Source organism: Paenibacillus periandrae, assembly GCF_022458865.1.
Taxonomy (GTDB): Bacteria; Bacillota; Bacilli; order Paenibacillales; family NBRC-103111; genus Paenibacillus_S; species Paenibacillus_S periandrae.
On the sequence record NZ_JAJNMU010000006.1, the window covers coordinates 339,864 to 364,607 of the forward strand.

A 24,744-nucleotide genomic window follows, 5' to 3' on the forward strand; every position below is an offset into this window, starting at 1 on the left:
AATTTAAGGAGACCTTATGAAAAAGACACTCATGATCCTGTTAAGCGCCGTATCGATGATTACCGTTTCCGCATGCGGCTCAACAACTCCCACGCCAGCAGCAGATCCACAGCCAGCACCCGCTGCCGCCCCTGCAGCAGCTACCGACAAACCGGCTGCCAAAGCACCAAGAATCGCTTCCGTTTCCATCCATTTAACGAATGATCTGTTGGCGCTCGGTATTACTCCGGTCGGTTCTGTCATCGGTGGCGATTTAAAAGCGTTCCTGCCTCATGTAGCCGATCGATTGAAAGACACGAAGCCGCTTGGTGTAGTTACCGAACCGGATATGGAAGCCATATTGTCATTGAAGCCTGACGTGATTTATCTGGATAAGCAATATGCCGGCAAAGATATTTCCAAATACGAAAAAATCGCTCCGAGCGTAGTATTCGATCTGGATGAAGGCACATGGCGGGATCACCTGAAAAAAATCGGTAAGCTAGTCGATCGCGATAAGGAAGCCGAGACGTTCATTAAAGACTACGAAGCTCAGAAGGAACGTGTAAAAGGACTGATCAATACGAAGCTTGGAAAGGACGCTACTGTAATGGCCGTTCGTGTAACTGCCAAGGAGCTGCGTGTATTCGGAACGAGACGCCCAATGGGTCCTCTCTTGTATGAAGACCTTGGCCTTAAGCCAGCCAAAGGCGTCGAGAAAGTAAGCAAGGACAAAGCGTTTGACGTGATTTCTCAAGAGGTATTACCGGACTATGATGCGGATGCAATCTTCGTTATCGTGAACAGAGAAGATGGAGCCGAGAAATTATTTAAACAAATTGAAAGCAATCCAATCTGGCAAGGTCTCAAGGCTGTAAAATCCCAACACGTTTATCTGATTCCTGATCAACCGTGGTTGGATTACTCCGCGCTTGGCACCAAAATGGCACTTGATGATGCCGAGAAGAAGTTCGCCAAGTAACCCGGATTCGCTTGTACAGAGCAGACGAGCCATGTGGTCAAAAGACTGCTTGGCTCTTTTGCTTTGTACAAGCTTTTTAAGCGCATGCTCAGTTCCCATTCAGCGAGCATTCAGTTTTTAACTGTATACTACTGGAAAGTAGTTGAACTCCACCACAGGCTTGACCCTTAACACTCTGCCGAGTTGCAGTGCTGTTATTTTTTTAAGCAATAACACTACTCGATGTAGTGAATAGTGCAATGATGTCCGTCACGCCACTTCAGACTGCGGTTCATATGTAAAAGGAGGCTTTCCCATGAATATTAGAAAAACTATACTTGCATTAGGTGCAGCGGCTGTACTAATAGGCGGTGGTTATGCTGCTTATGACTACTACGCCGGAAATCACATTACCATCCAACAGGTTATTCCCACAACTACGACCACAACTGCATCTGTTCCCACCAACAGCATGACTGCCGTTGTACCAGCCAAGCTGGACGGGTTGTGGACCATCCAGCCGGCTTCTAAAGTGTATCTCTCCGTGACGACCTCCAAGGAAACAGTGAACATCGAAGGTGCCTCTGTCAAAGGAACATGGATCATCAATACGACCGATCCTAGCATCATGAAAGCTGAAGGGATCGTCGATACGACTTTGCTGCAATCAGGTAATCCGCAAAGGGACAACCATGTCAAAGGAAATGATAGCTTAAACACAGCTAAATTTCCGGAAGCCAAATTCACCGTAAAATCCTTTGATAACTTCCCTAAGGAGTGGAAGGAAGGCAGCAAGGTCGCATTCACCATGACCGGAACCCTCACAATCAAAGACATCTCGAAGGACGTAACCTTTACCAGCGAAGCGTTATACAGTCAAGGTGCTTTGAATGTGGAGGGCAGTACAGTCGTAACCTTCGCCGATTATGGTATGAAAAACCCGCATACGGTTTTATTAGAGGCCCAAAATAATGTGACGGTACAGCTCAGACTTGTATTGAAGCTATAGCCTTTTCCCATACGCTTTTGCATATCTGCGGATTTTCCCGAAGATCGATTTATCCTTTAAACGTCTGAATATATAAGGATCGGGAGAAGTATTCACCTCAAGCACCCACGGGTGCAGCTTATTATCCAATGCAACGTCCAGGCCGATTTCCTTCAGTCCGCGATAGGTCGTGTGAAGCTGACGCGCTGTAGATAGTCCAAGCTTTCGCAAGCGGTGAATATATTTTTTCTTTGCAGTACCGGATACATAGGCGGAAAGCAGCGTCTCTATCGGTTTAAGCGTACCTCCATTATGAACATTCGTAACGATTTTCTTCGGGTGAGCTACACGGCCGATGACACCGGTGGCTTCCCATTTCCTGTTTGGTGTTTGTTGAACCATAACTCGAATATCGAAACGCCGATTCCGGTATTTGGTTAGATGGATGCCCTTCTGTACGAGATACAGTCGTTTTCTTGTGCGTTTTCGGATCGAATTGTAAAGATCATCAAAGTTGGAAAATGATTTTTTCACTACTCCATTCTGATACTTGTAACGCTTCCCATCCGTAACAGAGCTCTTTTCTACACGCATAACACCGTTGCCGTAAGTGCCACTATCCGGTTTGATATAGACCATCCCATATTGATTTAGCAGGTCATGCAGAGAGGTACGCGTCATTTTTCTCGTCTCGGGCACATAAGTACGCAGCTTGGCATTACGCAGCATCACGCTTGTTTTTCTCCATTTACTTACAATATGCCTACTATAGTTTACTTTGCGCATTCGGCTCCACCTTTCTTCAAGCTTCCTTCAGCAGTAACAAACATGAAGTGAATATCTCCCACTTTCAATCTAGTGTATGCACAAGCGGCGCTACTTGAAAGGGCGCTTTCAATATCCTATCCTCCATTTCATCAAGCAGCCGCAACGCAAATAAGCAGCCCCTGTGGGACTGCTTATTCTTGCTATTTAACGATCCAATACAGCTGCAGTCTGCCTGCCCGACATCATCAAGTCAAATGCGATTCAGACCCATCCAGCTCCCTCTGCTTACGCAGCAGGTAAGTAAAATAACGGATATAGAACGAAATCAACACAAAGAATATGCCTACGGTCAGTGGATCCTTCGTGTAGCTTTCCAGTGTCGGCGCTGCAGCTGCTCCGTTCATTCCCGAGTCACTCTGCAAGTAGTACATAGCCAGCAGTCGATACACAATCCGCCCCAGCAGCAGCACAATCAAAGTTACCTCAACCCACAGATGGGTACGATAGTACCAGGCATCGTCTCTTTTTTCAAACTGAATATGCTTGATAGCGTAGTAACTAAGGATCAGCCCGACAGCCAAGCCTACCGCATCGGCAATAAAATGAATAGGATGCAGCAGACCTGCATACAGAAACACGCAGCCTAACACGCCGAATATCGTCGTTCGAAATATAAGCCGTTTACGGTTCAGCTTCTGGAACCCGATCGTCCGTTTTACCCTACGATAAATTCCAAAGGCAATCAATGCCATAATTAGCAGTGTAGGTCCCAAATGCTCCATGTGGATCATCCCTCCTAACCGTTGTATAGATTAGTTATCGAAGTCTTGGTAGATCAAGATCAAGGAGCATTTTCCAAAAATTGCGCAGTCGGATTTTTGTCCATGGCCGAGCGCATCGCATACTCACTCTCAAACAGCACGACAAAATTATTTTTCTTATCCTTCACAAGCTGTGAATTAATCCGGAACTTGGCAGGGTCAACATCTTTATCAATAATCCAGCGCGCGAACTGGAAATTCATCCGCTGCAGCTGTACTTCAACACCATACTCTGCCTTCATCCGGTACTCCAATACCTCAAACTGCAGCTGGCCGACTACACCAAGAATCATATCGTCAAAGCCGATCGTACGGAACACTTGAATGGTACCTTCCTCAGTCAATTGATCGATACCCTTTTGAAATTGCTTATGCTTCAGAGCATTTTTGACGGTCACCTTGGAAAATAGCTCCGGTGAGAACGTAGGCAGCTCATCAAACTCGTAGTTGCCGCCTTGACACAACGTATCGCCAATTCGAAAAATACCCGGATCAAACAGTCCGATGATATCGCCGGGATATGCCTCCTCAACAATATCGCGATCCTGTGCCAGAAACTGCTGCGGTTGAGCCAGCTTGATGTCCTTGCCTGGACGAACGTGTTTCACGGACATTCCACGCTCAAATTTACCGGAGCAAATACGCAGAAAAGCAATCCGATCCCGATGTGCCGGGTTCATATTTGCCTGAATTTTAAAGACGTAACCGGAAAATTGCTCACTTAGCGGATCAATCTCTCCTTGTGTGCTTCTGCGTGGTGTTGGAATGGGCGCCAGCTCCAGAAAGTTTTCCAGAAAGGTTTGTACACCGAAGTTATTGATCGCACTGCCGAAGAACACAGGGGTCAATTCGCCGCTCTGCACCCTCTCATAGTCGAATGGATCACCTGCTACGTCCAACAGCTCCAAATCCTGAACAAGCTGATCATAGAAAAATTCCCCTGCAATTTCTTTAACCAGAGGGTCCTCATAGCCGCTCACCTTACGCACTTCAATCATTTTATGATCGTTGCCCTGAAACAGCTCGACCTGCGTCTGCTGACGATCGTACACACCACGGAACTGCTTGCCCGAGCCAATAGGCCAGTTCATCGGGTAGGATCTGATCCCAAGCACCTGCTCCAGCTCCTCCAGCAGCTCAAAAGGATTTTGTCCCTCGCGGTCCATTTTATTAATGAAGGTAAAAATCGGGATTCCCCGTTTGCGGCACACTTGAAACAGCTTCTTCGTTTGCAGCTCGACCCCTTTGGCAGAATCGATCAGCATCACGGCACTGTCTGCCGCTGTTAACGTCCGGTACGTATCCTCGGAGAAATCCTGGTGACCCGGTGTATCCAGAATATTGACGCGATGCCCCTCATAATCGAACTGCATAACGCTTGATGTAACCGAAATCCCTCTTTGCTTCTCTATTTCCATCCAGTCGGAGGTCGCGTGCTTGCTTGCCTTGCGGCCTTTGACCGTACCAGCCAGTCGAATCGCTCCTCCAAACAGCAGCAGCTTCTCCGTTAATGTCGTTTTACCCGCATCCGGGTGAGAAATAATCGCAAACGTACGGCGTTTTTCAACTTCTTCTTGCATCTTCTGTGGCATGTTCATACTCATGGCTTGTATTGTTCCTTCCTTCATATCACTAAATGTTTACTTGGTCAGCTTTAAATTCCAATCTGCTTCCTTGAGCCAGGTACGATTACTGAACTCACGTCCTCGAACCTTCACATGATCCCGATATACCTGCACATAAAGCCCTTGGGATTTATTTTTACCTTCATTCTGAAAATTGCGGTTTAAGACGCGGCCCACTGAGGAATTGTGAAAAAAATGAAACGTTTCCTTCACATAATGCTCGGTACCGTTTTGAAAATCCTGATGACGATGGCCGCAGAACACGAACACATTCGGATATGGCTTTAAAATTTCTCGAAACAGCTTGGCTCGAATCAACGTATGGCTGCCTCCATCCGAACCTATGGGTGGCAGTGGCTGGTGGACCATGACGAATACCGGTTTGCCATCCTTGTGCTTGGCTAGCTCCGTCTTCAACCAGTCCAGCTGCTCATCGGAATACCAGGCACCCTCACCTACCTCAGGCTTCTCTTGAACATAAGCTTCCTGTGATAGCATCAGAATCGATAATCCGTTGATCTGGGCGGCATGGTAAGGCTTCTGCAAGCCAAAAAATTTCTGAAACCGCTCGCGTGATTGCCAGTCTGTTTTACCATTGGGCACCGTATCTTTATTGAAAGCACCCTTCTTATCAATCCAAATATCGTAATAATCGTGATTCCCCATATTGGCGTGAAGCGGAGGCAGCTTGTAGGCTGCTATTACCTTTTGCAGCTCCCTGTAGCCATCGGGATCGCCAAAATCTGTCAAGTCCCCCGTTAGTAGCACAGTTTCCACAGGTGATTCGAACTGCTTGATATCATCAAATGCTTCCTTCAAATGCTTGATCGTATCCGGGTCGTAGACCGATACGTGAAGATCGCTTAATATCATGAACGACAACAGCGGTTCTTTATCATTAATCGGCGCTGGCTTCGTCTCTGGTGTCTCGGGCTTCGGTGCAGCCAGAGGCTGCTCAGCAGCATGCTTAACGACGCTCTGTGAATTAACGGAGCGCTGAAGCAAATAAATAAGGCCGGTTGTGGCCGCACCAATCATCACAAAAAGCCCGAGCATCCAACGTATAAAAGCCCGACGCGACATATTTATTAACCTCCTGATGGTCTGCAAAATGATGTCTTACTATTATATCTTGTTAGACGGGTATATGTACACTTTTTGACGGTCAGTAAGCAAAAAAAGGCCCGTACCCGATAAAGTACGGACCCTTCTGTATAAGCGAATGCTTCAGCCTGTGCGGAGCCTATTTTCTTAAAGCTGTTTCCCAAGCCACTTCGCCTTCATCTTGTCCATTAACAGGCCACCATTTGAAGCCGTCCTCTGAGAGCAGCTGTTGAGCTTGATCCGGTCCCCACGTTCCAGCTGGATACAGCATTAAAGTGTCCGTACGCTCAGCCCATGCAGAAGCAATTTTATCGACGTATTTCCAGGCTAATGCTACTTCATCCCAACGGGTAAAATAGGTGGAATCGCCACGTGCAGCATCATACAGCAGACGCTCGTAAGCTTCCGGTGTATTCAAGCCTACCTGGCAGCTTTGGCAAAAGTCCATCGATATCGGCAGGATGGAGCCTTCCGAGCCTGGTTGCTTGGCATTCATTTTGAAATAGATGCCTTCCATCGGATTAACACGGAACACAAGCAGGTTAGGCTCAAGCTTATGTTTTTTGGACAAATACACATTATTCGGCACATTTTTAAATTCAACAACAACCTCAGTTGTTTTCACTGGCAGCCTTTTGCCCGTACGAATATAGAACGGTACGCCTGCCCAGCGGAAGTTATCAACAAATACTCTTGCTGCGAAGAAGGTTTCCGTCGTCGATTCCGGATTGACCGAATCCTCCTGACGGTAGCCGGATACTTGAGAGCCCTTCATGGTACCTGCTGAATACTGACCACGGACTGTATTGGAGCGCACCTCTGAGGCGGTTTGGAAGCCGCGAAGCGAGCGGAATACCTTTACCTTCTCATCGCGAATATCTTCTGGAGACAACCGGCTTGGCGGTTCCATCGCTATCATAGCCAGCGTCTGCAGCATATGATTCTGCCCCATGTCACGCAGTGCACCGGAGTGATCATAATAACCGCCGCGGCTTTCAACACCAACCGTCTCACTTAGCGTAATTTGAATGTTGGCAATATATTTATTGTTCCATAGCGGCTCGAAGAATGCGTTGGCAAACCGCACCACATTAATGTTTTGCACCATTTCCTTGCCCAGGTAATGATCGATCCGATAGACGTCCTTCTCTTCAAACACTTCGCGAATCTGCCCGTTCAGCTTCTCAGCAGATGGCAGGTCATAACCGAATGGCTTCTCGATAACAAGACGCGCCCAACCGGATGTTTCCAGCAATCCGCCTTCCTTCAAATTGTACGATACGTTGCCAAACAGCTCAGGGGAAAGCGCCAGGAAGAAGAGCCTGTTGCCGCCTATATCAAACTTGGCATCCAGTCGATTGGTCATCACGCTCAACTCTTTAAAGGATTCGACATTATTCGTATCCAGCGACATATACTCAAAATGCTCGGCAAAGGAGTCCCACTGTTCATCCTTCGTTACATTATAGCGTGCAAATTCCTTGATCGATTCATGTACATCTTCACGAAATTGCTCATTCGTCCGCGGTCTGCGTGCCAAACCGATTACAGCAAAGCGGTCTCCCAGCTTGCGTTCACGGTAAAGGCTGTATATCGCAGGATATAGCTTGCGGCGTGCCAAATCTCCAGTTGCTCCAAAAAGCAAAATTACCGTATCGGTCATATTATCATCATTCTCTCTTATGTATTTTTCGTTGCTATTATTTCATGTTCACTATTCTCAGCTTTCTAAGCATAACCAAATATAACGCAGGATTCAACATCCCAGCTATAATAAATTTTTATAAGCTTTTATATAAAATGTGAATGGAGACATCAGAACTCGCCAAAAAGACCCCGCCACCTGATGCGAAGCCTTGGAATGGCTTGTAAATGAATGTGATCATTATTATTTTGTTGTCCACTAGCCTTTTTCATTCGTTATTTTGTCGAAAACTTTTCCTGCTACTGGTACCCCATCGACCATTGCCTTTCTTGAAATTGGGGAACCTCTAATAATTTTCTGAGCATATAACAGCGAATCGTTGCATCATAATGAATGGACTCGTAGCCCTTGGCCGTGTAAAAGCGCTGCGCCTGTGTATTGGTATCATCTACCCAGAGGTAAATTTCACGCTGCCCCTTCAGCCGACCGTACCGTTCTGCCTGTTTGAGCAGGGCCGATCCGATGCCAAGCCCTTGGATCGTTTTATCGACAGCCAGCATATCGACATACATCACATTCTTGTCCTGTCTGATCGCAATAAATCCGCACACCCTACGTCCTCCACGGAGATAAACATAGGTCACACAACCGCGTAATCGCTTCCGAAGCGCCTTTAGATCCAACTTGACATGTGGCTGGGTTATTCTGGCATATGGCAGCAATAGGCTCTTAACCAGCCCCAGGATCGCTTTGTCATGCAGGGGAAGATGTTTGCAGATCAATGACCATCGCCTCCATAGATAATTGTACTCTATCTTATGAAGAGCGCTGATCGTCTGCTATTATTTCAAGTACTTTTTGCCGACAAAGCCCAAAAACAATACGCTGATAATAACTATAACAATAATGACGACGATCTGAATCCAGTCCATAAGCTTGTACCCCTTAATCAAATTTACGATAGCCTGTTTCAATTGCTGTATCTGGAGTTTATTAAATGATGATCAACTAAATGATCTTGCTCATAAAGTCAATTTTACATCATAATTGATCTTTCATCCAACTGTCAATAATAATTTACGAAAACCCGTCAATATTGTATAATTATACATATAACATCCATGATCGTGAGGTGTATGAGCTATGATTTCCAAAGTTTCCGAGGTCAATCGTGTGTATCGAACAAATGACATATGGCGAGAGGAAGATCATGCCTGGCAGGGGGGCGGCTGGCAGTATCGTCCCTTGGTTTCATCGAAAGCAGAGGCCGAGGTCGTATTTCAACGATATGCCTTTGGACAGCATGCTCGTGCAACCGCGATGGCGGTAGCTGGCTTATTGACCACAGCTGAGCAGCTGAAGCAAGCCGGAGAAGCCATGCTGAGTTCAGATTCTTCCTTGGACCATCGAACAGTTGAGGTTAGTCAACCCTCAGTATTAACCGCCACAGTTCAAAAGGGTGCCCAAATTGGCTCGTACATCATTCAATCCGATCAAATTGCACAATCACAGTTGAATGACGGTGCTGTTCTGCAGCGTACTTCACCAACACTCATGACCGCGGGCTCTAATCAGATGAAGCTTGTCACTGAAAATCAAACGATCTCCTTCTCCATATACATTTTATCAACGGATACAAACCAGCAAGCGCTTCAAAAAATTCGCAGTGCAATCAACAGCACCAATTCGGATCTTCAGGCCTCCCTTGTCAGAGACGAACTTAGGGATACCGTACAATTAAGAATCAACAGCCTTCACACAGGAACAGCTCATGCCTTTTCCATTGTGGATATATATGGGAATGCGGCTGCAATCAGCGGCATCGCTAATGTTACACAACAAGCGGAAGATGCCGTCTACCACATTAACGGAAATGCTTCAGTGGTGTCAGCCTCCAATCAAATTGTGTGGGATCAAGGCAATGTGGCCATAACCTTATTGGCTGCATCACAAAAGCCTGTACAAATCGATATACATCCAGATATGATCGGGATTAAAAGACAGGTTCAAGCTCTCGTTGACCGTTACAATTCTCTTCATCTGCAACTTACCCAATCGGGTGGACTGCTCACAAGTGAAGCTTCCGAATCCGTAATGGGCAAGCTTACATCGCTGCCACTTGAAATGATTGGAATTCAGCTGAATGCAGATGGTTCACTAAAAGTAGACTTCTCCGTTTTGGAGGAGCAGGTCATCTCCCGCTTTAATATGCTGGAATTCAGTTTACGAGGCTTTGGCGGACTTGCTGCAGCACTGAATGTAGCTGCCAAAACCTTACTTGATCCGCCTTCATTTGAATTACTGGATCAAGGGCAGGCTTTATTTCAATCCTTCAATAATTATCAGGTGAATCAGCGAGAAGGAGCTCCCGTTAATACGTATCTTCCTTTACCTCTGTCCGGCATCTTAATGAATGACTATATTTAGTCATAATATTCCGGTGCATGCCATCAAGGCTCAACGCCACGATCCATGTGGCGTTGAGCCTTGATGGCAATTAGGTCTTGGGAATTGTGTTGACTATCGCTTTTTTCCGGCATTCCAACGAATAACTCAGCGCCGCGTGTCTGACTTCAGCCAGACGGGCGGCATCCTCCATATAAAACCATTCCTCATGTGTATATAATTTCAATAAAATATGCTTGGCGGCATGGACAGCCTGCTTCTCATCCCTCAGCATAAACCATGTAATTTGATAGCAGCTGCACTCATAAGCACGTAGTATCGTGACCTTGTCATGAGCTGTCAACGGAATTTCCGCGTGAAGTCTGGAAGGTCTGGAACTAGCGGCCATTGGCTCTGCCTCCTTCATTTATGTTAAAAGACCAGCTTGATTCGGGTGATTCCGGGTATATTCTTTCTATCACCTTGCGAATTAAGGTCAGCTTCTCCGGAATCCGTTGAAGCGTAGGCATGCGAAACGCATAATCCTTACCAGGAAATTCATTCCCAAGTGTCACATAACCGTCGAAAGCTGATGAGCCTCCGCGGTAATGGACTGGATATTCGATACCGTTTGCATCCCTGATCACCCACTCATCACCGGAAAAATGGTTCCTGAATGTGCCTTGAACCCGTAATACGGCTTCTTTTCTGTTCTCCCTCGGATCGGGTGCATCGTCCATTTCAAAGCCTGTCAAGCGAAGCTCGTCCCCCTCATGCCGGAAAATGGCAGGCTGCGCAGACAAAGCATCAGGAATAAAGGTTAATCCTGCCTCCGTTATTTCAGGAAGTATGTAACCGTCCCATACGAACCATACAAAGGATTCTGCAGGTAAATATTTGAACGAGTAGGACCAATGATTGACAGGGGCTATGGGATCCTTTATTTTGGATGCGGTCAATAAACTGTCCTTATGCGGAAATTTCGTGCTCATCACACTATGAATCTCTTCTCCGTTCTCATTTTCAAAATGGAACATCAGCTGCTCTCTTTCCCTCAGTCTCGCTGGAGAACGCTCGGCAGCAGCTGCAGACAGCTCCGTATCCAGATCAAGTCTTACTCCGCTTGGAGTCCGTACCAGCCGTTTCATGCGAATAGTCATTCCGTTCGCCGTTGTGTACGATTGACTTAAAGGCTGTACCGTAGTCAAAGCTTTTGCCTGCTTCAGGTTTACATCAAACGCAAAGTTCCATTTCCCCTGAATATAAGGGATCCGTTGCATGTCACTACCCAACCTGGAAATGGTTGCCTGGATCATCAATTCATCAGCCTGTATTTCCTGCGGAAAATGGGCTACAAGTACATACATTTGTGAGGTCATGCCGATATCATACAGCTCTCCGAGCTTATTCCCGTTACGGTCCGTGATCTGTATCTCATTGGGGCCGCTTAGCTCCAGCATATTATGATTGGCCATACCATCGGGTCCTGTCAGCTTTAACGCCATAACGACTCTTGTCGAATCCGCTACCACCTCGTTGATCTCCATCGTGTACCCTTGATCCTTGACCTTGATATTGGGATTATTGACCAGACCAAGCTCCTGAGACTTTAAGAGCCCGTAATCGACAACATCAGGCGCAAACAAGGAACGTACATATTCCGCCAAGGACGGAGACGCCATAACTGCCAAAGTACTGGATATAAGAAGGATCAAGGCAGCCGTCGTGAATGCCCATTTCTGATTGCGAATAGAAAGCCAACGAATCCACCGTGGAGGTCGAGCTTGGACATGCTGCGAATCCATAAGGTTCGTTACGGATGTCGATGGCAGCTCGGAAAGCTGCTGCTGCGAGTCCAGTGCAGATTTCAGCACCGTCTCGAACTCAGACTCCGGCCAATGAGGCTCGGATATCGGCGCCTGATCGGATTGTGATTCATGATCCGCCAGTACGTATGACGGGTTCCCAGCTGAAGCAGTTTCCGTCGGGGCTGAAGCAGCCCGTGGCCTACTCTCTGTGTATACCGTCGACAGCTCCACATCATCTAATTTAGCCATCAGATCAGCTGTGAATGAGACTGGCAGCGCATCCGCTCGTGGAAACAACTGATCTGTCCATTGCGACTGCTCCATCCGACATTCTTCCAGCCGCATCCGGCAACTCGCGCAGCTGCTTAGATGCTGCTGAATTTCATCAATGAACTCTGCACAGATGAAACCATTACCAGGTAAACAAGCTTTATCCATGCTTTTATGTACATTCCAGCTGGCCAGAAATAAATCTGCTTCCTCAGCGCTCCAGCATTTCATGGACGTTCACCTCCTTGTCCTTCAGCAACTGCTTCATTTTTCTCTTGGCACGATGCAGATCGTTCTGCACCTTGCTGACGGGTATGTCCAGAATGACCCCGATTTCCTCGTAGCTCAGATCATTCGTATATCGAAGCAGCAGCACCATTCGGTGTTGTGGGGATAAGCCCAGCAGCATATCATGAATTTCCAGTCTTTTTTCCATTTGCAAATACATAGTCTCAGGGCACTCCATATGTTCATGCGCATTCAGGTTGAGTCCGTAACCTGTATCAGCCTGTCTGCGCCTCCATGCATCTCTCAGTAAATTGGCAGCAATCGTATACAACCATGAAGCAAAGCTTCGATCTATGTGATGGGAGGATAAGCTGCGATAAGCTTTGATGAATGCCTCCTGAGTCAAATCCTGTGCGTCCTGCTGCTGTGCACCCATACCTCTAAGCAGTTTATACACCCTATCTTTATACCGGTTTACAAGGAACGCGAAAGCTTCCTTACCACCTTGAAGCACTTCTTTGATCAGCGCTTCGTCATTCAACTGATCATCCATAATCAACCTCCACAACATTCTCTACATTATATAGACGCAGCTCAGGCGTATTTCCTTTCATTTTTTACAAAAAAAATACAGCCCGCCTGCCACTAGGCAAGGAGCTGCGTCCAAATCCTATCCTTTAACCGTTTTATTTAGTGAAAAGCCCGCCAAAACTCACCGTTGACCGCAATCAGATTCATGATACTGGAAAAAGGAATTTTGAATGTCGGAAAACCCGCCACATAAGGCGCAATATCGTAGGGATAAAAATATAGATGCAACGCATGTTCCGATACATAGAACGGTTGATCCGCCTTGATCCCCTTGTAAGTATCCGGGAATACATACGAATATTGCGGGTCCTGCTTAATTTGCTGTCCTACAATCTCACTAAGCACGGAAACGTAACCGCTGTCCGGCTTAAACAGGTCCTTCAACTCGTAGATCCAGCCATTCATCAGATTAATGGGTGTATACAGCTTTGTAGGCATCCCATGCGCCGCTCCAAATGGAAAGTTGTAGCCATTCAGCTGAAGCTGCAACAAATTTTTCTTGAAAAATGAGACGTTAAAATCACCGCTATAGCTGTAATCAAGCTGAGTATCAGCAGGTACCGGCTTCACTTGAGACAGCTGCTTCAGCTTCTCATTCACTTGGGTTTGTGCGGCCTTGGAACTCATTCCTTCAATCTGCGGATAATACACCAGATAGTCTTTGTTCGGTTTATACTTAATCTCCCTGACACGATAAGGGGAACGAAGTGAAATCACCGTATTGGGCTGCCATACGACATGCCCTTTGCGGTCCACGTAGGACAACCTTTGATCGATATTTACTTGAATGAGCGGCTTCATCCATACCAGGGTGCCACTCCCCTCCAACCGCGGAAAGCCCGGTGCAGCTTTGCCGCTTGGATCGATAAAATAAGTATGCTCACCATCCGTAACAGAAGCCAGCCCGTCCTTGAACTCGGATATATCCGTATACACAAACTCCGATAGCAGCTTGCCAAACAGATCGGCAATGGCATATTTGGAGCCGATATACGGCCGTTTGGGATCAATGGCTTTCCCGATTGCGACCCTTTGTTCCCCCAGCGTATTTATCGTGTTATATTCAGGCTTAATTTCAAAGTTGGCGTCACGATCAATTAGGCCGTATTGTGCAGTGTAGTCTTCGGAAATATCCACGATCGCCCTGTTGTCCTCAAAAGGCAAGGCAGTTCTATACTGAGGCGAAATAATAATTTTGCCACGTTCATTGATGTATCCGAATTTGCCAGAGGCTTCCTTCTGAAAGGGTAGTAAACCATTTCCTAATGCACCAACATACGCATAGGGATACGAGGCCAAACGTACTCCATTCTTGTCAATCAAGCTATACGATTTTTTTTTCACTTTGACAACAGCCTTGCCTGCATGAAAGTCACCTGCATCTTCATACTGCGGGGCAATAACCTCACGGCCCTGCAGATCCAGATAGCCATAACGTTGGCTTTCGGGGTTATTGGTGCTTAAATTGGCAAATACCGCTCGCTCATTACTATAAGGAGCAATATAGCTGTAGGCTTTATCGGTGACAACTTGACCATTCTCATCCATTACCTTAAAACCCTGCCCGTCGATTACAATAGCGCGTCCTTCGGAATAAGAACTGATAGAATCCCATACAGGCGGAACAACCTGCTTGCCCGTAAGATCGATCATACCGCTATGCTCTTTAACCTGCACAACCGCATAACCATTGCTCTGAAATTGTGCTGCATAAGCATACTGGGGCTTGATAACCCACTCGCCCCGATCGTCGATATATCCCCACTTTGTTCCATGAATCGTTAACAACGAAGCGGGGAACAGAGAGGTTGCACGCGTATCAGCCTCCTGCTGAGCCTGCTCTAGCTGAATCAGCTTCTGCAAATCCTGCAGCATGTCTGGAGTAGGGTAAGCAGGCTTCAGGCTGATTGCTTTATCCAACGATTCAGCCGCAGCTTCAGGCATATCGGCTTTAACCTGTGCATCCGCCAAATAGTACCAGTAATACGCATAATCGGGATGCTTGCCAGCTAGTTCCTCATAGTAGCGGACTACCCTTTGAAAGTAATAAGGATACACATCCCATGCATTCGTGAACTCGCCATTATGCCATCTAAGTACCTCCACCTTATACGCTTCACCCGTATCGTGGGTCCACAGTGCAATTTCACTCAACCCATCCCGGCCATACCGTCCTGGCATATCCTCGATCTCCACATAGCTGTAATTCATATCGGTTGGGGCTGCATCCTTGAAGCCATTAGCCGTCCATTCGTAGACAGACAGCTTCGACCAAATCGAGCCGATCTGCCAGCCGACAATCAAGTTGCTGCGGTCACGGCTGGTCACCGGGGCAGTAGTAAGCAGGCTTACTGCATAGCCTGGTCCTTTCAAATAAGCAAAGGGTCTCCATTCATTGCCCAACTGCTTTAATATCGTTACTCCATTTTCATCGTTCATTCTGTAAGCATACGCTATTTCGGGGTACCCATCCCCATCCAGATCGGCCCGGGCAGATACGGGACGAGGAGAGTTCAAGTCTACAGTCAGCGATTGCGCAGCTTGAGCTGCATACGCCCGGATCAGCTGATAGGTCTGTGTTTCATTCATCATCATCTCAGCACCTCATATGGTTAGTCGCCTATAGCATATGGGCATCTAGTCAATTCGGTGCATGATGGACTGATTGTCGATGTCTGCAGTCCTGCAACAATTAGCATATTCACAGCTTTAAATAAAAGAAAATCCCTGTATATCTCACAATTAATGAATTACTGGAGCATGTATGTATGGGAACAGAAGCTGTTCTGTATATTAGGGGATCTATGACAAGGCTTATTCAGCCAGTCCGTTTTTGAATGCGTAGATGGCCGCTTGGGTACGATCCTCGACACCGAGCTTGGCCAGGATGTTCGTTACATGGAATTTAACCGTTTTGATTCCGATAAACAGCTCGTCCGCAACGTCCTGGTTCGAACGCCCGGATGCAATAAGCCGCAGTACCTCCATCTCGCGCTCCGTCAATTCTTCGTGGGCCGGTGCAATAGGCTTCGGCTGGCGGAAACGGTTCATAATTTTGGAAGCAACCTGCGATTCAAGAATCGATTGCCCTTTGACCGCAGCACGTATTGCCTGAGCCACCTCTGCCGCGCGTGATGTTTTCAGTAAATAGCTGAATGCGCCCGCTTCAATAACAGGGTACATCTTTTCATCATCCAGAAAGCTTGTCAGCACAACGACCTTACAATCGGGATACAGCTTAAGCAGCTGCTTCGTGGTTTCAATTCCATCCATACCTTCCATGACAAGATCCATCAGAACCACATCCGGCTTGTACTCTTGAGCCAGACGAATCCCTTCGGCACCGTTGCTCGCTTCCCCAACTACCTCAATGTCGTCCTCTGTGCTTAACACGGCCGCAAGACCGATCCGTACCATCTCATGATCGTCCACCAGCAATACTTTTATTGCCTGCTCCTCATTCTCCAAGCTCTTCCACTCCTTCCGCTATAATAGGAACCCGAATATCAATTCGCGTGCCCTTACCCGGTGCCGTAATCAGATTCAGGGACCCGCCGATTTCGTTCACACGCTCTTTCATGGTCATAATGCCATACGAAGCATGCTTCTTTACATCCAGATCAAAGCCGATTCCGTTATCGCGGATAAGCAAACGAATGCTTTCCGCCGACGACTGCGTGAGCCGTACCTCCAGTCGTGTCGCCTTGGAATGCCGCAGCGCATTCGACATGGCTTCCTGAACAATACGGAACAGATGATCCTCTATCCCTTTAGGCAGATGGATATCGTCTGTCAGCTCGCCTACGATCTCCATTGGCACCTTGGCCGCTAACTCATCCAGCAGCTCGACCAGGCCCTCTGACAGCCGTTTGCCTTCCAGATGAACAGGCCGCAAATGCAGCAGCAGCGCACGCATTTCCGATTGTGCGACGGATGCCATTTCCTCAATCAAATATATTTGTCGCTGAGCCTTGTCAAAATCCTTATCCAGCGTGCGTCCGACGGCCGTTGCGGTCATCGAGATTGCAAAAAGCTGCTGGCTGACCGCATCATGCAGCTCTCTCGCCAACCGCTGCCGCTCTTCAACAATTGCCGAATATTTGGCTTTTTGCGCAAGCTGCGCGTTGTTATTGGAAAGCCGCTGCAGCGAGCTGACCTGCTCTTCCCATTTTTTCGTTATCTCGTTAAGCTGCTCTCCCAACCGTCCGATTTCATCCTCACCCAGCGGGGGAACGGTGCGGGTCAAATTCCCCTTTTCCAGTGCAAGCATGACCTCACCAAGCTGCTCAAGCCGGGATTTCATCTTGCCGCTGTACCAGATGCCATATACACCGCCGATGGTAACAACGATCAGAATCAGGGTCAGGCTCATCTGAATCCCTTCACTCCAGGAAGTAAACTCTTTGAGATATCCGTAATGAATCAGGAAATACACAATAACGCCAAACAAAACAAGGCTGAGCCCAATCGACTCACCCATGCTTCGCCACATCATATTGGTCAGCCGTTTATTGTGCCTTTCCATTAAGCATGTCCTCCCAGCATTCGTACAATTCCTCTATACAATCTTGATATCGATATCAGCGATAATATAGGAAATCATCAGCTTCACCTGTGTATCGGCCGTTTCAAAGTTAGCTGTTTGCCACACGGTTTTATTTAAAATGCCAGATTCCTTATTAGGTCCAATTACAGCTTCCCCGAAAATAACAGATGAGGTGACCGACAGACCCATATCCTCCGGCACGATAATGTCCAGATCTGCAATGACGCCCTGCAGAACAAGCGTAACTTCTTTTTGTTCAGGAATCGCATAGGTCAAATCAATCTTCACTTCGCCAATAACATGCCAAATGGAGCTATTGCGCAGAACCCATGGCTCTTTTCCCCAACGCACACTCTCAATCAAGCTCTTCTTCACATAGCTTTCAGCTCGATGCAGCTGCCTCGAACGAATATAGAAAAATCCCAAAGATATTAAGATAATGGCAAGCAGCAATGAGAAATTACCGCCTAATAATATAACAAGCCCGATCCCCATCAAAATGTAGCCCTTGCGGGGTGAGGACTTTCTCACCCTATGAATACCGACAAAGATCAGCACAATGGCAAGCACGGTGAAAAAGCCCCAATGATTATTGGAAAGCAAAAATATGCCGACGCCGATCAATACCAGCGCTACATTGCGGTCGTTGCGGTTGCCCTTCCGGTCGTGACCAGTGCCTTCTCCGTGATCGCTTCCCTTCCATTTACGGTCAAATTTCTTCATCCTATGCTGCCTCCTTTCTTATGCTGATTCTGGGTGGTAGTTTATATAGGCGGAAAAGCCATAGCGGCTTTGAAATGGCCCTATGGCTTTTTGCCTTACCAAGCATATCACAATTCGGTATCTACTCAAAGAGGATAATGCGAAGAAATTACTGTGACTTTTCTGTACCCAGCTTTTCTTTTAACAGCTGCAGCTGATCATCGACTTTCTTTTGCTTGGCCGCATCTACGCTGCCCGCAGGTGTGTAGCCAACTCCACCCGAGTATGCACTGCTGCCCACGTAAGGCTTGCGAGCAATTTCAGCTTCCACTTCAAGGGTTACAATCTTGTCTTCCATACGTCTAAAGCCTTTGGCTGCTTGACCGCCTTCGATGACATTGTGTGCACTGACTTGTGCCATCTGACGCTGTGCTCTCGCCAGTTGAGCGCGGGATACCAGCTCACTGCGCTTGTTGCGCATTTGATAGAACGCATCCTTCATCTCATGAAGCTGTTGAACGAGCTCGGCAGCCTGTACCTTGGCCTGCTCATGCGATTCGGCATACTCGGTAATTTTGCCTTCGTAATACAGCTTTTGCTCCAGAGCCTGACGAGCAGCCAATTCCTGACCATTCTTCAAGGCTTCCTTAGCTTGCTCTTCACGTTGATCAGTTAAACGAATCGCTTCTTCATAACGTTCCTTCAGCTTACGCTCGTTGGCAATCTGGCGGGCTACCGTTACTTCCGCTTGAGCAATTTCTTCCTCCATATCACGCAAATACTGGTTCAGCATAATAATCGGATCTTCAACTTTATCCAAAATTTCATGCAGTGATGCTTTCGTCATGTCCTTAATTCTTGAAAATACTCCCATGGTTTACACGTCCCCTTTGGTTTGTTGGTTTTTTTCGTATTGCGCTACTTTGGCACGAAGCTCTTCGATTTCTTTCCACATTGCTTTTTTCTCAATATCCTTCATCAGGTCATCCAGATTGTCGCCGGCTTGACCTTGTCCATTCGCCTGTGAGCCTGGAGAGCCAGCCCCATTAGCTCCGAATTGGTTGTTGTACTGACGATATTCATTGCGTTTATGCTTGCGATAGCCACAGCCATGTTTTTTTCCATCCCATTCCTGTCCCCATGGCTGTTGTCCCCATCCAGGTCCAGCTTGACCATTCCAATTCGGTGCCCCGGCACCTTCGAATCCGTAGCCCGGACCAAACGGTCCATGATCACGCGGTTCCTTCGGAATAACCAGTGCAGCCAGGAAATACAAGACAATTACGACTCCACCGGAAAAGAAAGTGGTGAATACCAGGATCAAACGAATCCAAGTTGAATCGATTCCTAAAGTTTCTGCCAATCCACCGGACAGACCGGTTACATATCGGTCCGAACGTGAACGATATAATTTACTCATGATCGCATCCAGCCTTCCTCCTGCAATTTAACCTTGAGCTTGGCCATCTCCTGGTCCAGCGCTTGCGAGGCTGCCGTCCCAACGGCTTGCAGCACCTCACGTCCATGGCTTCTCACTTCGCGCAATGCGCGTGCTGCCGACTCCATATCGGAGACACGTTCCTCTAACCGATCAAACATCCGCGGCTGTTCAGCACCAATTCCGCCGCCCATACCACGCAGCCGTTCGTTCATCCGCTGCTGCAGGCGCAAGCTCTCCAATCGTGCAATGTAATAGCTGCGTTTGGAGGCAATTTCCTCGTAATCCGCTTTGAATTGCTGAAGCTGGCTTTCCAGCTCGACAATGCCAAGCTTGCTTTGATCGTACAGCATTTTGTACTGTACACTGCGTTCTTCCTGCTGCAGCTTTTCCTGAAGGGCAATGCGGGCTACTTCATCCTCGCCAGCCTTCAGCGCCATCAGCGCTTGCTGCTCGCGGCGTTCCATCAATTGCGCAGCTGTCATATACTGTTGTCTCAGCCCGGAGGCGTGTGACAAGCACTGCTGCAGGAGGCGCTCCGAGTCGCGAATTTGCTCGGCCTGAGAGTTCAAATATTTATCTATCAGGCGAACCGGATCTTCTGAATTTTCCAGCATTTCATTGAATGTAGCAACCGTAATATCTCTGAATCGTTTGCCTAAACCCATGCTTCTTACCACCTTTATCTTGGAATCTGACTATAAGTCTTAATAAGCGCGTGATTTTCTTTTCAAGCTTGATATTCCATATACGATTAACCCTATGGCGACTAATATAGCAATCACACCGGACAACTTCACGATCAGCACTAGCGAACCGATGGCAATCAATATCAGACCGATAATCGTACGATCATTTCGAAGTCCCACATAACCTAAACCAATCAGCGCAACCGGGAATAAGAAACTCATGATGTGCCCCATATGCAATCCCATTTTGCTAAGCAGAATCATGACACCGAATGCTATAAGCGCCAACGCCAAACCGCTGTTTCGATTCAATCTCATTTATGTATCACCGCCTTTCGTTGTGTTGTCTCTTGCTCATGTCTTTATTCTAGACCACGCAACCCTTTTTCAAAACGGACCTGCGGCGGTATTTCATACTGGACCAAAGTCGGGGCAGCTGCACGACCTCAGACGACACCTATGGATATACGCTCAAAGGAGCAACAGAAAAAGCGCAATCCGCCATTCCTGCAGCTCGCGCTTCTTCTGTTGCTTCCATATTCAGAACCATGCCTAAACCGTTAGGATGAGACCGACTCCACCACCGAGCGGTACACCAAACGGCCGATTGCATTGCCGATTTGCGTTGCTGTCCCGGCATGCCGGTGAACGCCGCCTTGAATGTACTGTGAATCAGAGGCAATTACTATAGCATCAGAGGTCGTTCCCGTAGCGATCAGCTTTGTTTCCGGGTCGATAATCGACATATCCTGAAGTGCTGCCGCCTTGGCTTCCGTCGCCGCCATAATGCCCTCAATCATAGCCGAAGTTGTCAGTGAGCCTTGTATAAACAACAAGATATTGATCGTGCCTGGTCGATAAGATGAATACACCGTCCGCTCTACGCCCGCCCTGGCCGCATTCCCCACACCGCTGGTTGTACACACGACAAGACCATAATGATCACCGATCTCCTCATGAACGGATGCCCGATGCAGATGAGCCGCTGTCATCAGACCCACTGTTTTATTTATTGAATAACCAAATTCCAGGATGAGATTTTCCAGACTTTTTTCGGGCATACTACAGTCAAAATCCTTGGAGACGTGTACATTTACAAAATGGGATGAGCTTCCCATTCCGCCGCCCCATAAGGCGTTTCCCAGTGTGTTAAGCTCCGATTGTGAATGAACAACCATATGCTGTGCGTTTAATTGAATCGAAAGCTCAGGCCAGATTGCCGGATGGTACAAGGTCGTCGTTCCTTCAAATGGTTGTGCCATAGGGGTTCACTCCGAATCGTAACCAGCTCTAATTTAAAAGAAATCAGGCAAATAAGTTTGACGACGCGGTATCAATGCTTCCAGTTTCCTTATTGATTCCTCGGAGCCCTGCAGTCGGTTAACGCTGTGTAAAAACTCAGGACGCTGATAGCCCATGAACATCGCAGAAAGCGTCGAGATATCACATTCCACAGCCAGCTCGTTCAAGTCGGTTTGCCCTTCCTGAAGCTTCTCCACCTTGGCTGTGCCAAAGGCATCTATCTTGATTGTAAAGCTGCCATCATTCCACTCGGCATGGCGATCCCGGATGTGCAGGGTTAGTTCACTTTCTCTCATTCCTGTTCCCAACAGATCATCTGCCACCGCAAACGGAAACTGCTCCAGAAAGCTAACGACATCAACAATTCGCGCCATAAAATAAGGCACCAGCTCCTGCTTGATCCGCGGATTGTCTAATAAAAACGATAGACGATTATCGGATGGCGCCTGCAGCGTAACCTTTTCAATCATCGAATCATGATCTGCTATGAACTTCCATAATGCCTGCTCCGCCTCATAATTCAAAGCAATCATCTCATGAATTTTGCAAATGTTATTCTTAACATCATAAAATACATACCCGCCGGGCACCCCCGCTTCGTCACGATACACGGCAGCTGTTCCTTTTTTGGATGCAAAAATACGCCGCTTCCACCACTGCTCATCCCGATCCAGCGTACCATTGTAACGAACTGCATAGCTGCGATAAATCCCATTTAACAAGGGAATTTGATCATCCCCACGCACAATGCTCCCCGTCTGCAGAGGAGGCTTGGGCAGCATAGCTGTAGGAATCTCATATTTCATATAATCTGTGTACGTTTCCCAACCAAATTTACGATAAAAGGCAAATTGGAACGGATGCAGGAACGATAAGGTTTGTCCTTGTTCCTTCATAACATGCAATGCGTTATTCAGCAGCCCCGTAACCAGGCCGCCGCGGCGATATTCAGGCCATGTTGCTACTCCAGCAATTCCCCCCATTTCAAAGCGCTTGCCATGAAGCCATGTATGCAGCTCAAGAATCGACAAACGGGCTGCCAGCTTGCCATCCACATAAGCACCCCATGATTCCTGTTCATTGAAGAACGCAAACCGTTCCTCCCGCTGCTGCGGGGTCAGCTCCATCTGAAAAGCGAATTCGGATAAAGCGATGCTATCCGCTGCATGCTCCTTCTGGATTTGACGAATGTCCAATGTACTCATCCTTATTTCCTCCCATTCCATAACCTTACATTATATTATACTAGTGAAGTCTAGCTTTTTAAACCACCTGCTAGCACGATGGAGCCTCGAGGTTTTTCACCATTGGCATCCGGCTCAAGCGTAATGGCAACCGTGTCGTAATCCTTCGGTTCAAATGTGAAATATACGACACCTTTACCGTCTTGAGGGGAGAACGTTCCTGCGCTCACGGGCTGATTATCTTTAATGAGCCAAACCTGAAAGGCCTCCTGCTCCTTCACTTGGGGCAGATCTTCGGCCTGCACGATCAAGTGCGTGCCTTTACTATCAATGACAATGGAGGCTAGACCTTTGGATACAATATTTTCTGCTTCCGGATTCAAAGTGACGATTTTATTAACCTGCATGTCTGCCGCAGGTTTACTGGCAACAGCCAGCTTGCTATTCAGTCCAACCAGCTCGGTTTGCAGTCCGATGACCGTCTCCTGGATAGCAACCAAATCCGCCTGCAGTCCACCCAGACTGCCTTTAAGTGAATAGGCGTACAGCCCAAGTCCAATTACGGCTGCTGAGAGTCCAAGACTTGCGAGTCTCCAGTAACGAAGCTTTTGATCTGCTTTTCCTTGGCTGGATATGCGGCTAAGCTCCGTCACTCTCGACACATCGTCCATCGCTTTTTGTTCTTCAGCAGCCTGAGTTGAACGGCTTGCCCTTATGGTTTTCAAAGCGGTTCCCGAACCAGACATCGCATCCAGCTCCGAGACAGACCGAATTGCTGCAACCTGAACCGAATTGCTTGCTGCCGTACTATTTAATACATGATCCAGAACTCGCTCGCGCATCCCTTGCGGCACTTCTATCGGTTCCGAGGCAGTTGGCAATAAGTCAACAACTAGCTGCTGCTCTATTAATTGATTGCGACATACGGCACAAGTTTTCAGATGCTTCTTGAACTGCGCTGCTTCTTCTTTTGTTAAGCCATTCAACGCGTACAGTTCTACCAGCTCACACATCAAATCTGTTCGTTGGTTACTCATTGCCCAATTCCCTCCTTCCCCCATCGGATAGATGCCGCTGAAGCTGCTTCATGGCTAACCGAACACGACTTTTAACAGTCCCCAAAGGGATGGCGTGCATGTCCGATACTTCCTGATGCGTGTATCCCTGATAGTAAATCCATTCAACTACTTTTTTCTGATCCTCATTCAAATCATCCAAAGCGGCCTTTACCTGCTCACCGACCCACTTCTTTTCCACATTCAGTTCTGTATTCATCCGTTCATCCGCAATAAACTCCAGCTGATCAGGCTCAGCCATAGCTTGCGGTGTACGGCTTCTTTTTTTCCTCAGCAGATCAATCGTAATATTACGTGTCAACGTGAACATCCAGCTCGTCAGCTTGCCTTGTGCACCATCAAAGCGTTCGGCTGTGTGCCAGATCCGAAGAAACAACTCCTGTACGATTTCCTCGGACATCATAGCATCTCTTACCATTCGATAGGCGAACGAATAGATTGGTTTTTCATAATGATCATAAAGCTGCTTTAAAGCCTCTTCATCTTTAGCTGCAATTCGCTTCATCAGCTCTTGGTCGGGCAATAAACCGTTCATGAAGGATCTCCTTTCAGGTGACTGTCCCTCTTATACTTCTATTCGCAAATGAACTCTCTCTGGATTCACATGACCAAATTTTTCTGCAAGCAGAAGAAA

The 24,744-nt window shown here is 47.4% G+C and carries 24 protein-coding genes; 3 read left to right on the top strand and 21 right to left on the bottom strand.

The features are described 5' to 3' along the window. Positions 1-16 precede the first annotated feature (16 nt). Both LRL21_RS12365 and LRL21_RS12370 read left to right on the top strand, forming a co-directional pair. On the top strand, positions 17-961 hold the full coding sequence (locus tag LRL21_RS12365; RefSeq protein WP_240416079.1) for an iron-hydroxamate ABC transporter substrate-binding protein: 945 nt from the start codon (positions 17-19) through the stop codon (positions 959-961). Positions 962-1,256: 295 nt separating this feature from the next. Beyond that, entirely contained in the window at positions 1,257-1,949 is a 693-nt protein-coding gene (locus LRL21_RS12370; protein ID WP_240416080.1) for a YceI family protein, read from the top strand. Here the strand turns inward: LRL21_RS12370 and LRL21_RS12375 are convergent. The 6 genes from LRL21_RS12375 to LRL21_RS12400 form a co-directional block, all read right to left on the bottom strand. Next, on the bottom strand, positions 1,944-2,714 hold the full coding sequence (locus LRL21_RS12375) for a YheC/YheD family protein (protein ID WP_240416081.1): 771 nt from the start codon (positions 2,712-2,714) through the stop codon (positions 1,944-1,946). The genes LRL21_RS12370 and LRL21_RS12375 overlap by 6 nt on opposite strands. A 227-nt stretch (positions 2,715-2,941) precedes the next feature. After that, a complete protein-coding gene (locus tag LRL21_RS12380; RefSeq protein ID WP_240416082.1) occupies positions 2,942-3,478 on the bottom strand; it encodes a CcdC protein domain-containing protein in 537 nt (178 codons plus the stop codon). Between the two features lie 59 nt (positions 3,479-3,537). Beyond that, positions 3,538-5,109 carry a peptide chain release factor 3 gene (locus tag LRL21_RS12385; RefSeq protein ID WP_420832440.1) on the bottom strand — a complete coding sequence of 524 codons (1,572 nt, stop codon included), beginning with the start codon at positions 5,107-5,109 and terminating at the stop codon, positions 3,538-3,540. Between the two features lie 48 nt (positions 5,110-5,157). Continuing rightward, complete coding sequence (locus LRL21_RS12390; protein WP_240416083.1) at positions 5,158-6,225, bottom strand: metallophosphoesterase family protein; 1,068 nt, start codon at positions 6,223-6,225, stop codon at positions 5,158-5,160. 160 nt (positions 6,226-6,385) lie between these two features. Next, positions 6,386-7,909, bottom strand: a complete 1,524-nt coding sequence (zwf, locus tag LRL21_RS12395; RefSeq protein ID WP_240416084.1) for a glucose-6-phosphate dehydrogenase — start codon at positions 7,907-7,909, stop codon at positions 6,386-6,388. Positions 7,910-8,190: 281 nt separating this feature from the next. Beyond that, complete coding sequence (locus tag LRL21_RS12400) at positions 8,191-8,673, bottom strand: GNAT family N-acetyltransferase (protein ID WP_240416085.1); 483 nt, start codon at positions 8,671-8,673, stop codon at positions 8,191-8,193. Between the two features lie 361 nt (positions 8,674-9,034). On the opposite strand from LRL21_RS12400, the gene fliD reads away from it, so the two are divergent. Continuing rightward, the gene (gene fliD, locus LRL21_RS12405; protein WP_240416086.1) at positions 9,035-10,318 is read left to right on the top strand and encodes a flagellar filament capping protein FliD; all 1,284 of its coding nucleotides are present in this window, start codon (positions 9,035-9,037) and stop codon (positions 10,316-10,318) included. A gap of 70 nt (positions 10,319-10,388) precedes the next feature. Here fliD and LRL21_RS12410 read toward each other — a convergent pair whose 3' ends face one another. The 15 genes from LRL21_RS12410 to LRL21_RS12480 form a co-directional block, all read right to left on the bottom strand. Beyond that, positions 10,389-10,685, bottom strand: a complete 297-nt coding sequence (locus LRL21_RS12410; RefSeq protein ID WP_240416087.1) for a hypothetical protein — start codon at positions 10,683-10,685, stop codon at positions 10,389-10,391. After that, a complete protein-coding gene (locus tag LRL21_RS12415) occupies positions 10,675-12,585 on the bottom strand; it encodes a DUF4179 domain-containing protein (RefSeq protein WP_240416088.1) in 1,911 nt (636 codons plus the stop codon). Before LRL21_RS12415 ends, LRL21_RS12410 begins: the two co-directional genes overlap by 11 nt. Next, a complete protein-coding gene (locus LRL21_RS12420) occupies positions 12,566-13,135 on the bottom strand; it encodes an RNA polymerase sigma factor (protein WP_240416089.1) in 570 nt (189 codons plus the stop codon). The genes LRL21_RS12415 and LRL21_RS12420 overlap by 20 nt, the downstream gene beginning before the upstream one ends. A 137-nt stretch (positions 13,136-13,272) precedes the next feature. Then, positions 13,273-15,768 (bottom strand): WG repeat-containing protein, encoded by a 2,496-nt coding sequence (locus LRL21_RS12425; RefSeq protein WP_240416090.1) that lies wholly within the window; start codon positions 15,766-15,768, stop codon positions 13,273-13,275. A gap of 219 nt (positions 15,769-15,987) precedes the next feature. After that, positions 15,988-16,641: a response regulator transcription factor gene (locus tag LRL21_RS12430; protein WP_275900704.1), complete on the bottom strand. Its 654-nt coding sequence runs from the start codon at positions 16,639-16,641 to the stop codon at positions 15,988-15,990. Then, on the bottom strand, positions 16,631-17,698 hold the full coding sequence (locus LRL21_RS12435) for a sensor histidine kinase (RefSeq protein WP_240416091.1): 1,068 nt from the start codon (positions 17,696-17,698) through the stop codon (positions 16,631-16,633). Before LRL21_RS12435 ends, LRL21_RS12430 begins: the two co-directional genes overlap by 11 nt. A 33-nt stretch (positions 17,699-17,731) precedes the next feature. Continuing rightward, entirely contained in the window at positions 17,732-18,442 is a 711-nt protein-coding gene (gene liaF / locus LRL21_RS12440; protein WP_240416092.1) for a cell wall-active antibiotics response protein LiaF, read from the bottom strand. A 148-nt stretch (positions 18,443-18,590) separates the two neighbouring features. Continuing rightward, positions 18,591-19,295, bottom strand: a complete 705-nt coding sequence (locus LRL21_RS12445) for a PspA/IM30 family protein (protein WP_240416093.1) — start codon at positions 19,293-19,295, stop codon at positions 18,591-18,593. Between the two features lie 3 nt (positions 19,296-19,298). Next, a complete protein-coding gene (locus LRL21_RS12450) occupies positions 19,299-19,841 on the bottom strand; it encodes a PspC domain-containing protein (RefSeq protein ID WP_240416094.1) in 543 nt (180 codons plus the stop codon). Further along, a complete protein-coding gene (locus LRL21_RS12455) occupies positions 19,838-20,527 on the bottom strand; it encodes a PspA/IM30 family protein (protein WP_240416095.1) in 690 nt (229 codons plus the stop codon). Before LRL21_RS12455 ends, LRL21_RS12450 begins: the two co-directional genes overlap by 4 nt. Before the next feature lie 39 nt (positions 20,528-20,566). Next, positions 20,567-20,866 carry a LiaF transmembrane domain-containing protein gene (locus tag LRL21_RS12460; protein WP_240416096.1) on the bottom strand — a complete coding sequence of 100 codons (300 nt, stop codon included), beginning with the start codon at positions 20,864-20,866 and terminating at the stop codon, positions 20,567-20,569. Positions 20,867-21,108: 242 nt separating this feature from the next. Continuing rightward, a complete protein-coding gene (locus LRL21_RS12465) occupies positions 21,109-21,810 on the bottom strand; it encodes an adenosylcobinamide amidohydrolase (RefSeq protein WP_240416097.1) in 702 nt (233 codons plus the stop codon). 33 nt (positions 21,811-21,843) lie between these two features. Continuing rightward, positions 21,844-23,055 (bottom strand): GNAT family N-acetyltransferase, encoded by a 1,212-nt coding sequence (locus tag LRL21_RS12470; RefSeq protein ID WP_240416098.1) that lies wholly within the window; start codon positions 23,053-23,055, stop codon positions 21,844-21,846. A 50-nt stretch (positions 23,056-23,105) separates the two neighbouring features. After that, entirely contained in the window at positions 23,106-24,071 is a 966-nt protein-coding gene (locus LRL21_RS12475) for an anti-sigma factor (RefSeq protein WP_240416099.1), read from the bottom strand. Further along, positions 24,064-24,645, bottom strand: coding sequence for an RNA polymerase sigma factor (locus LRL21_RS12480; protein WP_240416100.1), 582 nt, complete (start codon positions 24,643-24,645; stop codon positions 24,064-24,066). The genes LRL21_RS12475 and LRL21_RS12480 overlap by 8 nt, the downstream gene beginning before the upstream one ends. Positions 24,646-24,744 lie beyond the last annotated feature (99 nt).

What these genes read in the sequence shown, in the direction of transcription:
- LRL21_RS12375 (WP_240416081.1), bottom strand. Translation starts at nt 2,714, where the DNA reads ATGCGCAAAGTAAACTATAGTAGGCATATTGTAAGTAAATGGAGAAAA.
- LRL21_RS12385 (WP_420832440.1), bottom strand. Translation starts at nt 5,109, where the DNA reads ATGCCACAGAAGATGCAAGAAGAAGTTGAAAAACGCCGTACGTTTGCG.
- zwf (WP_240416084.1), bottom strand. Translation starts at nt 7,909, where the DNA reads ATGACCGATACGGTAATTTTGCTTTTTGGAGCAACTGGAGATTTGGCA.
- LRL21_RS12365 (WP_240416079.1), top strand. Translation starts at nt 17, where the DNA reads ATGAAAAAGACACTCATGATCCTGTTAAGCGCCGTATCGATGATTACC.
- LRL21_RS12475 (WP_240416099.1), bottom strand. Translation starts at nt 24,071, where the DNA reads ATGAGTAACCAACGAACAGATTTGATGTGTGAGCTGGTAGAACTGTAC.
- LRL21_RS12410 (WP_240416087.1), bottom strand. Translation starts at nt 10,685, where the DNA reads ATGGCCGCTAGTTCCAGACCTTCCAGACTTCACGCGGAAATTCCGTTG.
- LRL21_RS12415 (WP_240416088.1), bottom strand. Translation starts at nt 12,585, where the DNA reads ATGAAATGCTGGAGCGCTGAGGAAGCAGATTTATTTCTGGCCAGCTGG.
- LRL21_RS12425 (WP_240416090.1), bottom strand. Translation starts at nt 15,768, where the DNA reads ATGATGATGAATGAAACACAGACCTATCAGCTGATCCGGGCGTATGCA.
- LRL21_RS12420 (WP_240416089.1), bottom strand. Translation starts at nt 13,135, where the DNA reads ATGGATGATCAGTTGAATGACGAAGCGCTGATCAAAGAAGTGCTTCAA.
- LRL21_RS12470 (WP_240416098.1), bottom strand. Translation starts at nt 23,055, where the DNA reads ATGAGTACATTGGACATTCGTCAAATCCAGAAGGAGCATGCAGCGGAT.
- LRL21_RS12455 (WP_240416095.1), bottom strand. Translation starts at nt 20,527, where the DNA reads ATGGGTTTAGGCAAACGATTCAGAGATATTACGGTTGCTACATTCAAT.
- LRL21_RS12460 (WP_240416096.1), bottom strand. Translation starts at nt 20,866, where the DNA reads ATGAGATTGAATCGAAACAGCGGTTTGGCGTTGGCGCTTATAGCATTC.
- LRL21_RS12450 (WP_240416094.1), bottom strand. Translation starts at nt 19,841, where the DNA reads ATGAGTAAATTATATCGTTCACGTTCGGACCGATATGTAACCGGTCTG.
- LRL21_RS12465 (WP_240416097.1), bottom strand. Translation starts at nt 21,810, where the DNA reads ATGGCACAACCATTTGAAGGAACGACGACCTTGTACCATCCGGCAATC.
- LRL21_RS12435 (WP_240416091.1), bottom strand. Translation starts at nt 17,698, where the DNA reads ATGGAAAGGCACAATAAACGGCTGACCAATATGATGTGGCGAAGCATG.
- LRL21_RS12445 (WP_240416093.1), bottom strand. Translation starts at nt 19,295, where the DNA reads ATGGGAGTATTTTCAAGAATTAAGGACATGACGAAAGCATCACTGCAT.
- LRL21_RS12480 (WP_240416100.1), bottom strand. Translation starts at nt 24,645, where the DNA reads ATGAACGGTTTATTGCCCGACCAAGAGCTGATGAAGCGAATTGCAGCT.
- liaF (WP_240416092.1), bottom strand. Translation starts at nt 18,442, where the DNA reads ATGAAGAAATTTGACCGTAAATGGAAGGGAAGCGATCACGGAGAAGGC.
- LRL21_RS12370 (WP_240416080.1), top strand. Translation starts at nt 1,257, where the DNA reads ATGAATATTAGAAAAACTATACTTGCATTAGGTGCAGCGGCTGTACTA.
- fliD (WP_240416086.1), top strand. Translation starts at nt 9,035, where the DNA reads ATGATTTCCAAAGTTTCCGAGGTCAATCGTGTGTATCGAACAAATGAC.
- LRL21_RS12390 (WP_240416083.1), bottom strand. Translation starts at nt 6,225, where the DNA reads ATGTCGCGTCGGGCTTTTATACGTTGGATGCTCGGGCTTTTTGTGATG.
- LRL21_RS12380 (WP_240416082.1), bottom strand. Translation starts at nt 3,478, where the DNA reads ATGGAGCATTTGGGACCTACACTGCTAATTATGGCATTGATTGCCTTT.